At 76.1% G+C, this 12,591-nt stretch carries 11 protein-coding genes; 1 reads left to right on the top strand and 10 read right to left on the bottom strand.

Annotated elements, in window-relative coordinates:
• Positions 1-53 precede the first annotated feature (53 nt).
• The 4 genes from xerD to O2V61_RS21965 all read right to left on the bottom strand — a co-directional run bounded on the left by xerD (position 54) and on the right by O2V61_RS21965 (position 3,836).
• Complete coding sequence (gene xerD / locus O2V61_RS21980; RefSeq protein ID WP_269185412.1) at positions 54-1,037, bottom strand: site-specific tyrosine recombinase XerD; 984 nt, start codon at positions 1,035-1,037, stop codon at positions 54-56.
• Positions 1,016-2,131, bottom strand: coding sequence for an alanine dehydrogenase (ald, locus tag O2V61_RS21975; protein WP_269185411.1), 1,116 nt, complete (start codon positions 2,129-2,131; stop codon positions 1,016-1,018). The genes xerD and ald overlap by 22 nt, the downstream gene beginning before the upstream one ends.
• Before the next feature lie 191 nt (positions 2,132-2,322).
• Entirely contained in the window at positions 2,323-2,907 is a 585-nt protein-coding gene (locus tag O2V61_RS21970) for a dihydrofolate reductase family protein (RefSeq protein ID WP_269185410.1), read from the bottom strand.
• A complete protein-coding gene (locus tag O2V61_RS21965) occupies positions 2,904-3,836 on the bottom strand; it encodes a helix-turn-helix domain-containing protein (protein WP_269185409.1) in 933 nt (310 codons plus the stop codon). Before O2V61_RS21965 ends, O2V61_RS21970 begins: the two co-directional genes overlap by 4 nt.
• 117 nt (positions 3,837-3,953) lie before the next feature.
• Here O2V61_RS21965 and O2V61_RS21960 point away from each other — a divergent pair, with 117 nt between their 5' ends.
• A complete protein-coding gene (locus O2V61_RS21960; RefSeq protein ID WP_269185408.1) occupies positions 3,954-4,622 on the top strand; it encodes a hypothetical protein in 669 nt (222 codons plus the stop codon).
• Here O2V61_RS21960 and O2V61_RS21955 read toward each other — a convergent pair.
• Genes O2V61_RS21955 through murJ form a run of 6 tightly spaced genes read right to left on the bottom strand, consistent with a single transcriptional unit; the run spans position 4,607 to position 12,550 of the window.
• Entirely contained in the window at positions 4,607-5,020 is a 414-nt protein-coding gene (locus tag O2V61_RS21955; protein ID WP_269185407.1) for a GlcG/HbpS family heme-binding protein, read from the bottom strand. The genes O2V61_RS21960 and O2V61_RS21955 overlap by 16 nt on opposite strands.
• Before the next feature lie 50 nt (positions 5,021-5,070).
• Entirely contained in the window at positions 5,071-5,655 is a 585-nt protein-coding gene (locus tag O2V61_RS21950) for an NUDIX domain-containing protein (RefSeq protein WP_269185406.1), read from the bottom strand.
• On the bottom strand, positions 5,655-7,376 hold the full coding sequence (locus O2V61_RS21945) for a CTP synthase (RefSeq protein ID WP_269185405.1): 1,722 nt from the start codon (positions 7,374-7,376) through the stop codon (positions 5,655-5,657). The genes O2V61_RS21950 and O2V61_RS21945 overlap by 1 nt, the downstream gene beginning before the upstream one ends.
• Positions 7,351-9,771: a hypothetical protein gene (locus O2V61_RS21940; protein ID WP_269185404.1), complete on the bottom strand. Its 2,421-nt coding sequence runs from the start codon at positions 9,769-9,771 to the stop codon at positions 7,351-7,353. The genes O2V61_RS21945 and O2V61_RS21940 overlap by 26 nt, the downstream gene beginning before the upstream one ends.
• The gene (locus tag O2V61_RS21935) at positions 9,771-10,919 is read right to left on the bottom strand and encodes a glycosyltransferase family 4 protein (protein WP_269185403.1); all 1,149 of its coding nucleotides are present in this window, start codon (positions 10,917-10,919) and stop codon (positions 9,771-9,773) included. Before O2V61_RS21935 ends, O2V61_RS21940 begins: the two co-directional genes overlap by 1 nt.
• A complete protein-coding gene (gene murJ, locus O2V61_RS21930; protein WP_269185402.1) occupies positions 10,916-12,550 on the bottom strand; it encodes a murein biosynthesis integral membrane protein MurJ in 1,635 nt (544 codons plus the stop codon). Before murJ ends, O2V61_RS21935 begins: the two co-directional genes overlap by 4 nt.
• Positions 12,551-12,591 lie beyond the last annotated feature (41 nt).

Here is a 12,591-nt window from a genome sequence, read left to right as displayed (position 1 = left end):
CCTCCGCGGTGCCGAGGCAGCCCTCAGCCCGCTCTCGAGCCCGCGGGCGGGGCTCAGCGCAGGGCGCGGGGGTGGCTGGTGGCGTAGACCTCGCGCAGCCGTTCCACGGTGACCAGCGTGTAGACCTGCGTCGTCGTCACCGAGGCGTGCCCGAGCAGCTCCTGCACGACGCGGACGTCGGCCCCGCCGTCGAGCAGGTGGGTGGCGAAGGAGTGCCGCAGCGTGTGCGGGGAGAGCTCGGCGGAGATGCCGGCCCGCTCGGCGGCGTCCCGCAGGATCGACCAGGCGCTCTGCCGGGACAGCGGCCCGCCGCGGGCGTTGAGGAAGAGCGCTCCCCCGCGGACCCCGGACCGGGCCTTCTCGGCCAGCGCCGGGCGGGCCCGGACCAGGTAGTCCTGCACCGCCGTGACCGCGTAGCTGCCGACCGGGACGACGCGCTCCTTGCCGCCCTTGCCGGCCAGCCGCACCGCCGCCCGGCTGGGGTCGCCGGACAGGTCGAGGTCGTCGACGGCCAGCCCGACCGCCTCGGAGATCCGGGCGCCGGTGCCGTACAGCAGCTCCAGCAGCGCCCGGTCGCGCAGCCCTCGCGGCCCCTCCACCGACGCCGCCGCGTTCAGCAGCGCCTCGACGTCGGAGACCGGGATCGCCTTGGGCAGCCGCCGGGCCGGGGCCGGTGGCCGGACCTCCGCCGCGACGTCGTCGCTGATCAGCCCGTCGAGCAGGGCGAACCGGTGCAGCCCGCGGACGGCGACCACCGCGCGGGCCGCCGAGGTCGCCGACAGCGGCGGGTGGTCGTCGTCCCCGGAGCGCAGGGCGACCAGGAACGCCGCGACGTCGGACTCCCCCACCTCGCCCAGCCCACGCACACCGCCGGCGGCGAGGAACTCCGCGTACCGCCGCAGGTCGCGGCGGTACGAGGTGATCGTGTTGGCGGCCAGCCCGCGCTCGACGGTCAGGTGGTCGAGGTAGCCGGTGATCGTGCGCTCGACGGCGGGGCCGGCACTGGTGAGGACCGTCAGGACAGCACCTCCTGCCACGGCACGCTGGGCAGCGCGTGCGCATCGGCGACGCCGGCGTGCACCAGCTGCCCGCCGGCGACGTTCGCCCCGCGGGCCAGCACCGGGTCGGCGGCCAGCGCGGCGGCCGTGCCCTGACCGGCCAGCGCCAGCACGTAGGGCAGCGTGACGTTGGTCAGCGCGTAGGTGGAGGTGTGCGGCACCGCGCCGGGCATGTTGGCGACGCAGTAGAAGACCGAGTCGTGCACGCCGAACGTCGGGTCGTCGTGCGTGGTCGGCCGGGAGTCCTCGAAGCAGCCCCCCTGGTCGACGGCGATGTCCACCAGCACCGAGCCGGGCTTCATCCGGGAGACCAGCTCGTTGCTGACCAGGGTCGGCGCCTTGGCGCCGGGCACCAGGACGGCGCCGATCACCAGGTCGGCCTCCAGCACCGCCCGTTCGACCTCCAGGGCGTTGGAGGAGACGGTCTGCAGGTGCCCGCGGTAGACCCGGTCGGCGGCGCGCAGCTTCTCCAGGTCCCGGTCCAGGACGGTGACCTGGGCCTGCATGCCGAGGGCGATGGTGGCCGCGTTCATCCCCGACACCCCGGCGCCCAGGACGACGACCTTGGCCGCGTGCACGCCGGAGACGCCACCCAGCAGCATCCCGCGGCCACCGGAGGCCCGCTCGAGGGTGTGTGCGCCCACCTGCGGGGCCATCCGGCCGGCGACCTCCGACATCGGGGCGAGCAGCGGCAGCGCGCCGCCCTCGGTCTGCACCGTCTCGTAGGCGATCGCGGTGGTGCCCGCGGTCAGCAGCGCGTCGGTGCACTCCCGGGACGCGGCCAGGTGCAGGTAGGTGAAGAGGGTCTGGCCGGCGCGCATCCGGCCGAACTCCTCGGCGATCGGCTCCTTGACCTTCAGCAGCAGGTCCGCGGCCGCCCACACGTCGTCGGCGGTGGGCAGGATCTTCGCGCCGGCGGCGGTGAAGTCGGCGTCGGGGATCGACGAGCCGACCCCGGCGTCGGCCTCGACGAGCACCTCGTGCCCGGCGGCGACCAGCTCGGTCACCCCCGAGGGGGTGAGCGCGACCCGGTACTCGTGGTTCTTGACCTCTCGGACGACTCCGACCCGCATCTGCTCTGACTCCCGGTCTCGGCAGCCGACCACCGGGGTGTCGGTGGTGCCACCGCGTCTGGGCGGCCCGGTCCGGGCGCGCCTCGCGCGGAGTGTAGGCACGGACGGCGTCCCAGGTGTGGCAACGGACACGTCCGGCCGGTCGCCGGGTCAGCCGACGCGGGCGTCGTGCTCCGCCCGCTGGGCGGGGATCAGGCCGGGGACGGCGCCCGGACGTCGGCCGGCCCCGCGTCGGCCGGCTCCGCATCGGCCGGCCGGACGACGTCGTAGCGCACGCAGACGAACTCGCCGTTGCGGGCGCTGTCCCGGACCACCAGCTCGACCCGGCGCGGCAGCAACGGCGCTCCGCCGCCCAGGGTCACCGGGGCGATGGCGACCACCACCTCGTCCACCAGGCCGCGGTCGGCGAACTGGCCGGCCAGGTCCCCGCCGCCGACGACCCAGAGGTCCTTCCCGGCTGCGGCCTCGACCATCGCCGCGTGCACCCGGGCCGGGTCCTCGGCGGTGAACCGCAGGTCGGCCCCCGGCGGTGCCGTGAGGTCGCGGTGGGTGAACACCCAGGCGGGCTTCTCCGGCAGCCAGTCGGGGTCGTGCTCGCGGACCCACAGGTAGGTCGTCGCGCCCATGGCCAGCGCACCGATCCCGGTGATGAAGCCGTCGTAGCCCATCGGCCCGCCGGCGTCGTTCTCCCGGCTGAGCAGCCAGTCCAGCGAGTGGTCGACGGTGGCGATGAAGCCGTCCAGCGAGGTGGCGGTGTAGTACACGGTGCGGGTCACGGGGTCCTCCGGGTCAGCCAGTCGATCGGGTCGCCGGCGTCCACTGCGACGCCGGCCGCGCGGAACCAGTGCCGGGCCAGCTGCCGCCGGTGTGCGCCGAAGGTCAGCACGTGGGCGACCACGCTGCCCAGGACGAAGGTCTCCGGCGGGTCGCAGAGCGCGTCGACGAGCCGGTCGCCCCAGGCGCCCCGCCGGGAGACGTCGCGCACGAAGGCCAGCCACCGGGGGGCGGCCTCGTCGTGCCGGGCCAGCAGGGCGACCGGGTCGTCCGCGGCGCGGTCGGGGTGGTCGGCGCCCTCCACCGAGGCCAGCCACACGTCCGTCGTCCAGACCAGGTGGTCGAGCACCGCGGCCAGCGACTCCTCCGGGCCGTCCCAGGGCAGCACCTCCAGGCCCGGAACCCGGGGCCGCCGGTACTCCTCCTCGGGCACGCCCGTCGCCAGGTCGAGCAGCGCGCGGGTGTCCTCCAGGGCGTGGTGCACCAGCAGGGCGGTCACCTCGTCACCCCCGCGGGGCCCACGCTCGCCGGTCACCCACAGCGAGGTGGGCGGGTGGAAGTGGACGCCGTTGGGGGCAGGCAGCCAGTGACCGTCGCGGGTCTGCGGAGCGAACGGCTGCCCCGGTGTCCGGCCGTAGGCCCGCCGGAAGGCCCGGCCGAACCCCTCCACCGACTCGTACCCCGCGGCGAACGCCACCTCGGTCACGCTCGCCCCGCCGGTCAGCTGCCAGGCCGCGCGCTCCAGCTGCACCCGGCGGCGCAGCGCCACCGGCGACTCCCCCGCGCCGCGGGTCACCTGCCGGGTGAAGTGCCAGGGCGAGGCGAACGCGTCCCCGGCCATCTCCGTCAGCGTGCGGTTGTCCTCGTCGAGCACGGCGTCCAGCAGCTCGCGCAGCCGGTCGCGCCCGGCGGGCACCTGGTCCGACGTCATGGGAGGAGTCTGTCCGTCAGCGGGGCGACGGCGCCCGACCGTTCTTGCTCGGATCGCCGTCCCGCCCGCGGTGACGCACCATCCCGGGGACCCCCGCGAACACCCCGGAGCTGCCCGATGCGCCTGTACGCCGACCACCTCGACCACCGCACCCGGCAGCTGGCCGCCGACCTGGGGCTGGTGGCGTGGGCAGTGCTGTGGGTGCTGGTCGCCCGGTCGGTGCACGGGGCGGTGCTGGTGCTGGCCGAACCGGGTCTGGCGGTGGCCGACCTCGGCCGGTCGATCTCGGACTCGATGGGGACGGCGGCCGGCGCGGCCGACGGGATGCCCGTGGTCGGTGACGAGCTCGCGGCCCCGTTCGCTGCGCTGAGCGACGCCGGTCAGTCGGTGACCGGCGCCGGGCAGGACGCCTCGGACGCCGTGCACACCCTGGCCGCCGTGCTCGCCGTCGTGCTGGTGCTGCTGCCGGTGGGCTGGCTGCTGCTGCGCTGGCTGCCCTGGCGGCTGGGCTGGCTGCGCTGGCTGCCCTGGCGGTTGGGCTGGCTGCGCGAGGCCCGGGCGACCGACCGGCTGCTCGGCGGGGTCCCGGACCTCGAACTGCTGGCCGCCCGGGCGATGGCCACCGCCCCGCTCCCGCTGCTGGCCCGCCTGCCGGCCGGCACCGGGGCCGGCTGGCGGGCGGGCGACCCGGCCGCGCTGCACGCGCTGGCCGGGCTGGAGCTCGAGCGTCTCGGTCTCCGGTCGCCCGCCCGCGCCTCAGCCGGCGGAGGTCAGCTGAGGGAGTAGCCGCAGGCCGCGACGGCGGCGGCGCAGACGTCCTCGTCCTGCTGGCCGGTGCCCCCACTGCCGCCCAGCGCGCCGAGCAGCGTGCCGTCGGAGTACACCGGCACGGCGCCGGTCTGCGGGGTGAACTTGCCGCCGGTCATCGTGGTGATCGCCGAGGCGAAGTTCGGCATCGGCTCCATCTTCGCCTTCTGCGCGGCGCTCGGGGCGCCGTAGGCGGCCGCCGTCCACGCCTTGCCCTGCGCGACGTCGGCGGAGATCCACGGCGCGCCGTCCATCCGGATGAGCGCGACGAGGTGGCCGCTGGGGTCCATCACGGCGAAGGACATCGGGACGCCGAGCTTCGTCGACTCCTCCCGCGCAGCCTGGAGCAGGGACAGGGCCTGGTCATGTGTCAGCACGGGGCCACCTTCGCCCGCGGGTGGGTCCGGGGGCAAGCCGGACCCACCCGTCACACCGCGTCGAGCGGGCGGAGCCGGGGCGTGGTGGCCCGCACCTGCGCGGCGGCCAGCACCCCGATGACGGCGAGGGAGTTGCGGATCTTCCCGTCGAACACCCACTGGACGGCCTCGGCCAGCGGCACCCGCTCCACCGTCATGTCCAGCTCCTCGTGCTCGACGGTGAACCCGTCGGGGCGGGCGACGTCGCTGAGACCCTCGGCCAGGTAGAGCACCACGAGCTCGTCGCAGAAGCCGGGCGACGGGTGCTGGGTGGTCAGCAGCGACCAGCGGTCCGCCGACAACCGCACCTCCTCGGCCAGCTCCCGGCGGGCGGTCTCCACCGGGGGCTCCCCGTCGACGTCGCGCAGCCCGGCCGGCACCTCCCACAGGTGCTCCCCGACCGGGTGCCGGTACTGGCGCAGCATGACCACCCGGTCCTGGTCGTCCAGCGCCACGATGCCGACCGCGCCCGGGTGGTGCACCACCTCGCGCGCGCTGTCCCCGCCGCCGGGCATCGCCACGGTGTCCTTGCGCAGCGAGATGATCCGGCCGGCGTAGAGCTCCTCGGAAGCCAGGACCTCGTAGGAGTGCGCCATCAGATCCCGACCTGCTCGCCCTCGGGCACCGGCAGCCGGGCGGCGTCCTGGTAGCCGGCGGCGGCCTGCACGAAGGCGGCGAACAGCGGGTGCGGCCGGGTGGGCCGGCTCTTCAGCTCCGGGTGGGCCTGGGTGCCGACGAAGAACGGGTGGACGTCGGCGGGCAGCTCGGCGAACTCCACCAGCGTGCCGTCGGGCGAGGTGCCGGAGAAGACCAGCCCGGCCTCGGTCAGCCGGTCGCGGTAGGCGTTGGCCACCTCGTAGCGGTGCCGGTGCCGCTCGGTGATCTCGGTGGCGCCGTAGGCGGCCGCGACGACCGAGCCCTTCTGCAGCGCGGCCGGGTAGCTGCCCAGCCGCATCGTGCCGCCCATGTCGCCCCGGCCGGCCACCACGTCGAGCTGGGTGGCCATGGTGGAGATGACCGCGTCGGGGGTCTCCGGGTCGAACTCGGTGGAGTTGGCGCCGGTGATCCCGGCCAGGTCCCGGGCCACCTCGATGACCATGCACTGCAGGCCCAGGCACAGGCCCAGGGTCGGGATGCCGTTGACCCGGGTGTGCCGGATCGCGCCCAGCTTGCCCTCGATGCCGCGCACCCCGAACCCGCCGGGGATGCAGACGCCGTCCACGCCGGCCAGCGCGGCCGCCGCGCCCTCGGGGGTCTCGCAGTCGTCGGAGGGCACCCAGCGGATCTGCACCCGCGAGCGGTGCGCGAAGCCGCCGGCCCGCAGCGCCTCGGTGACCGAGAGGTAGGCGTCGGGCAGGTCGATGTACTTGCCGACCAGCGCGACGGTGACGGTCTGCTTCGGGTCGTGGACCCGGTCCAGCAGGTCGCCCCACACCGTCCAGTCGACGTCCCGGAACGGCAGCCCGAGCCGCCGGACGACGAAGGCGTCCAGGCCCTCGCGGTGCAGCACCTTGGGGATGTCGTAGATCGACGGGGCGTCGGGGCAGGAGATGACCCCCTCGGCCTCCGTGTCGCACATCAGGCTGATCTTGCGCTTGAGGCCCTCGGAGATCTCCCGGTCCGAACGGCAGACCAGGGCGTCGGGCTGGATGCCGATGCTGCGCAGCGCGGCGACCGAGTGCTGGGTCGGCTTGGTCTTCAGCTCACCGGAGGGCGCGATGAAGGGGATCAGCGAGATGTGCAGGAAGAAGCAGTTGTCCCGGCCGATCTCGTGCCGCACCTGCCGGGCGGCCTCCAGGAACGGCAGCGACTCGATGTCGCCCACCGTGCCGCCGACCTCGGTGATCACCACGTCGACCCGCTCGGGGCCGTCGGCGCCGGCCAGGATGCGCGCCTTGATCTCGTTGGTGATGTGCGGGATCACCTGCACCGTGTCGCCCAGGTACTCCCCGCGCCGCTCCTTGGCGATCACGTCGGAGTACACCTGGCCGGTGGTCACGTTGGCCCGGCCGGTGAGGTCGGTGTCCAGGAAGCGCTCGTAGTGCCCGATGTCCAGGTCGGTCTCGGCGCCGTCCTCGGTGACGAACACCTCGCCGTGCTGGAAGGGGTTCATCGTCCCCGGGTCCACGTTGAGGTACGGGTCCAGCTTCTGCATCGTGACCCGCAGGCCACGGCTGGAGAGCAACGCCCCCAGAGAACTTGCTGTCAGTCCCTTGCCCAGTGACGACACGACGCCGCCGGTGACGAAGACGAACTTCGTCGGCTGGGAGTTGGGGAGAAGAGGTCCGCGGTCACGAGGTTCTGCCAGTCGACCCACGGACGCCCACGTTAACACGGGCCGCGGGGGCCTCCGGCGCCGAGTCCGAGGCCTCACCCGGCGACGGTCGCTCGACCTCCTCGCCGCCCGGTGCACCGGCGACCAGCCAGACCAGCAGAGGCACCAGGACGGTGGCCGCGGTCGCCGGGAGGGCGACGCCGCTGTCGTTCACCAGGGCGCCCAGGGTCAGGCTCAGCGCGACCGCGGTGAGCCCGGCCCGCAGCACCCGCAGGTCGTCGGCGGGCAGCCCGGCGGCCGGCCGTCCGGGACGGCTGCGCAGCAGCCCCCCGGGGCGCAGCAGCCAGAGCCCGGCGACCAGGGCGACCAGGAGCATCCAGGCCAGCGGGCTGCCCAGCAGGATGTTGAGGTTGGCCTGGGCCTTGCGGCTCACCACCGTCCAGGCCTGGCCGTCCAGCACCTGCCCGACGAAGCGGCCCAGGTGGCTCCGCTCCTCGACCGGGCCGGACCAGTCGAACACCGCGACGGTGCCCACGGCCAGCACGGCGACGGCGAGGACCCCCACGAGCCGGACGACGGTGACCCGGATCCGGCCCAGCAGCATGCCCAGCACCAGGAACCCGGGGACGGCGGCCAGCACTCCCCCGAAGTCCCGGCCCAGCGACGGCGCGCCGATCACCACCACGGTGCCCACCCCGGCCACCAGCACCGGCAGCAGCCAGTGCCGGCGACCGGGCGCCCGCACCCGGCGGGCCACCAGCGCCGCCGCCGCAGCGGTGAGCAGCAGGGAGCTGACCGCGAGCAGCCCGAAGCTGAGGTTGCCGTACCCGGTGAAGCGGCCCGCCACGATGGCGTCGTAGCCCAGCAGGCCGTCGAGCTCGAGGTGGGAGCCGGTGAGCACGTCCGCCACCAGGGTGCCCAGGGTGATGGCCAGGACGGCGATCGCCGGGCCCAGCCGGGTCCGCCGCCACGGTCCCAGCGCGGCGACGGCGGTCACCACGAGGGTGCAGGCGAGCACCGAACCGGCCAGCGCGGGCCGGGGGGCCGAGCTCAGCTCCCAGGGCACCAGGTTGGCCAGGTAGGTCGAGATCGGGACGGCGGCGACGGCGAGCGCGGCGACCCGCAGCACCGCCGTCCGCCGCCGTCCCGGGGTGCGGCGCTGCAGCCAGCCACGCACCCGCCCCCGGCCGGGCAGCCAGCCGGTCGCCCAGCCGCCGAGGCCGAGCACGCCCAGCACCACCAGCGCGCCGTTGAGCAGCACCAGCGTCCAGAAGGTCGTGCTGGTGCTGCGGTAGTGCACGACGGCGCGGGTGTTGATCTGCTCCAGCTCCGCGATCGCGGTCGAGAGGTCCGGTCGGTCGCCGGCCACCCGGAAGGGCTGCCCGTTCATCGAGGCGACCCGCTCCAGGTCCAGCGCCCGCAGGATCGTGGGCGCGACGTCGATCAGCTGCACGAAGGGCGCCCGGCCGGTGCTCGCGCTGGTCAGCCAGCCCGTCGGCACCCCGGGCCCCTGGGCGAGGCCCACGTGCAGCTGCGGCCGGCCGCCGTTGACCTCCGAGATCCCCTGCAGCAGGAACAGCGTGTCCCCGGGCAGCTCGGCCACGGCGTCTCGCAGCCGGCCGATCGTCTGGTCGACGACCGCCAGTGCTGCCGCGCGGCGGGAGGGCTGGGTGCCGGTGTCGGTCTCCTCGAGGACCGGCGCGCCGGCATCGGTGAGGTGGTCCAGGGAGACGACGGTGAGCGGGCACTCCGCCAGCAGCGCGGCGACCTCGGCCGGCTCGGCCGGCAGCCCGTCCCGGACGTCGAACCGGGCCTCCTCCCCCGCCACGGCCAGCGAGCCGGCGCGGCCGACGACCGTGCTGCACCCCACCGCCTCACCGAGCGCGCCGGGCTCGGCGCCGAACCGGGCGGTGGCCTCGTCGGCGGCCACCCGCGCGACGGTCTGCCGCGGCTCGGCGAGGCCGACGTCGGCGACCTGCTCCTCCAGGCCGCACCAGGACAGCCGGGTGTCCGGCTGCACCGCAGCCGGGCCCTCCTCGACTCCGGCGCCGTCCGGGACCGCGACGTCCTCGTCGGGGATCGGGACGCTGGGCAGGGACACCGGCGGGACCGGCTCGACCGGGCCCGGGTAGCGGGCCCGGTTGCCCGCCCCCAGCGTGGCCCAGCCGTCCAGCAGGCAGGTGGTGGGCCGGGCGGCCCGCACGGACAACGCGCCGATCGCCGACTCCTCGGCCAGTGCCCAGAGCTCGGGCGTGCGCTCGGGGTCCAGGTCCGACCACGTCAGCCCGGCCACGCCGACGTCCACCACCCGGGTGGCCGACCACGGCTCCGCGGTGGCGGCCGCCGCCGGGCCGGCGGTGCCCACCAGCAGCCCGCCGAACACGGCGAGCACGACCAGCGACGCCGCGAGGCGCAGCAGGGCGCCCAGTCGGTCCATCACCCCTCCCCGGGGGGTCCGAGCAGCTCCCGGTAGAGGTCGACCAGGGCGGCCGCGGTCGCCGCCTCGTCGGGCCAGCTGGCCGCCTGACGCGGGCCGGCCTCCCCCAGCCGGGCGATCTCGGCCGGGTCGGTGAGCACCCGGGCGACGGTCTCGGCCAGCGCCGTCGCATCCCCGGCGGGCACCAGTTCCGCCGCGTCCCCGACCAGTTCCGGGATCCCGCCCACGGCGGTGGCGACCAGCGGCGTCCCGGCCCGCAGGGCCTCCTGGGCGGTCAGCGAGCGCGCCTCCCAGACCGAGGGCAGCACGCACGCGTCCGCGGCGCCCAGCAGGTCGGCGACGTCGGTGCGCCGACCGAGCAGGGTCACCGGCAGCCCCTCGGCGGCGATCCGCCGGGAGAGCTCGTCGACCAGCGGACCGTCCCCGGCGATGGCCACCAGCGGCTCCGGGTGCAGTCGCGGGTCCGCCGACCACCGGGCGACGGCGTCCAGCAGCACGTCGTACCCCTTCTGCGGGTGCAGCCGCCCGATCGCCACGACCAGCGGCCGGCGGTCGTCGTCCAGCCCGAGCCCACGGCGCACCTCCCGGCGGTCCCGCCGGGCGGGCCCCAGCGGCGGCGCGGACACCGGGGCGACCCGCACGTCCCGGGCGCCGAGCCGGCGGGCGTTGTCGGCCAGGTCGCCGGAGGCGGCCAGGACCACGTCGGCGCCGCGGATCGTGGCCCGCTCGGCGGCCTGCAGCACCCGGCGGCGGAGCCCGCCGCCCTCGGGCAGCGCGTTGTGCAGGGTCAGCACCAGCGGCCGACGACGTTGCCCGGCCGCGGCGCTGGCCACCGCGGCGACCAACCCGGCCCGCAGCCCGTGGGCGTGGACCAGGTCCGCTCCCGTGGTGGCCCGGCGCAGGGCGAGGACGGCGCGCAGGTCGGCGACCGGGTCGAGGCCCGCGGAGATGCCCACCGGGCGGAAGTCGGCACCGGTGGCGGTGAAGCCGAACAGCTCCTCGGTGGCCCGGGGTCCGCAGACCCGCACGGCCGCACCGGAGCCGGCCAGGGCGGACAGCACCGAGCGCAGGTGGGTGCCGACGCCGCCGGTGCTGGTGGCCAGCACCTCGGCGATCCGCCGGCCGGTCAGGAGAGGCTGCTCGCTCATCGGTCCCCTCCTGACGCCCCGGCCCCCCGCAGGCCCTGGACGGCCGCGGTCAACGGCCGCCGGGAGGTCCCCATCATGACCGCTGCCGCGACCAGGAGCACGACCCCACCGGCCGCCAGCCCGATGCCGACGGCGGCCAGGACGCCGTCCCCGGGCACCGGGTCGGCGCCCAGACCCCGGGCGGTGAGCAGGCCGGCCGCGCCGGCCAGTCCGCCGGCCAGCAGCGCCGGACCACCGGTGCGGGCGGCCCCGGCCAGTGCCCCGGCACCGGCCTCCCGGGCCACCACGACCAGCAGCGCAGCCCCGGCCACGGTGACCCCGATGCTGTGTCCGGCGGCCAGCGCGAGCGCACGGTCGGCCGGTGGCAGCACCGCGGCCAGCACGAGGTCCGCGGCGACGGCGACCAGCCAGCCGCCCACCACGCAGACCGTCGGCGACCGCCACGTCCCCCGGGCGTACAGGGCCCGGGAGAGCAGCGCGACCAGCCCGTAGCCCACCAGGCCGGGAGCGAAGGCGGCGATCGTCGCCTGGAGCGCGTCCGCCGCCCCGGCGTTCTCCGGGGCGGCCAGGAAGACCCGGGCCATCGGACCGGAGACCGCCACCAGCCCGGCGGCCGCCACCGCGCTGGCCACCACCGTGAGGACGACGGCCGGCGCCAGCGCCCGGCGGTACCCCTCCTCGTCCCCGACGGCGGCCCGCTCGGTGAGGCCCGGGTAGACCGAGGTGGCCAGCGGCACGGCGAGGGCGGCCCACGGCAGCAGGAAGACGGTCATCCCGGCGAAGTAGGCGACCTGGGTGCCGTCGGGCCCCCCGGCGGCGAGCCGGATCGCGACCAGGGCGACCAGCTGCTGGCCGGCGAGGGTGAGCACCCCGGCCAGCGCCAGCCGGCGCACCCGGGGCGCCGCCCCGACCGGGAAGCGGAGCGAGGGCCGCAGCCCCAGCCGCAGCCCGCGCAGCGGAACCAGCAGGGACGCCGCGAGCGCCACCACGCCGAGCGTCGTCCCCACCCCGAGCACCAGCTCGGCCGGGGTGGCGAGCCCATCGACCTCACGGCTGCCGTCGAGGCCGGCGAAGAGCAGGTAGGCCGACGCCACCACCAGGGTGGACAGCAGCGGCGCCAGCGCGGGCCCGGCGAAGCGGCGGTGCGCCTGCAGCACGCCGGTCAGCACGACCGCGATGCCGTAGAGCACCACCTGCGGGGCGAAGACGAGCAGGAAGCGGGCGGCCAGCTCGACCTCCGCCGCATCGCCATCGCCACCCAGCAGCGCTTCGGCGATCGGCCGGGCGAACAGCGCCAGCAGCCCCGCCAGCGGCACCAGCACCAGCAGGGACCAGCCCAGCAGGGCGTTGGCGGTGCGACGCACCTGCTCCCGGTCCCCGGCCGCGATCCCACCGGCGAGCATCGGGACGACCAGGCTGGCCAGCGCGCCGCCGGCGACCACCTCGAAGACGATGTTCGGCACGTTGTTGGCCGCGACGTAGGTGTCCGCGGTGCTGCCGGCGCCGACGGCGTTCGTGAAGACGACGGTGCGTCCGAACCCGGCCAGCCGGGCCAGCAGGGTGAGCACCGAGATCAGCAGTGCCGCCCCGGCCACGCCCCGCACGACCCGGCGGCGGGTGGTGCTGGTCATCGCCGGGCTCGCCCGGGTGGGCGCCCCCAGGGGTGCCGCAC

The sequence above is a fragment of the Modestobacter sp. VKM Ac-2985 genome, assembly GCF_026967925.1.
In the GTDB taxonomy this organism is placed as follows: domain Bacteria; phylum Actinomycetota; class Actinomycetes; order Mycobacteriales; family Geodermatophilaceae; genus Modestobacter.
This window is presented reverse-complemented; position numbering and strand designations above follow the sequence as displayed.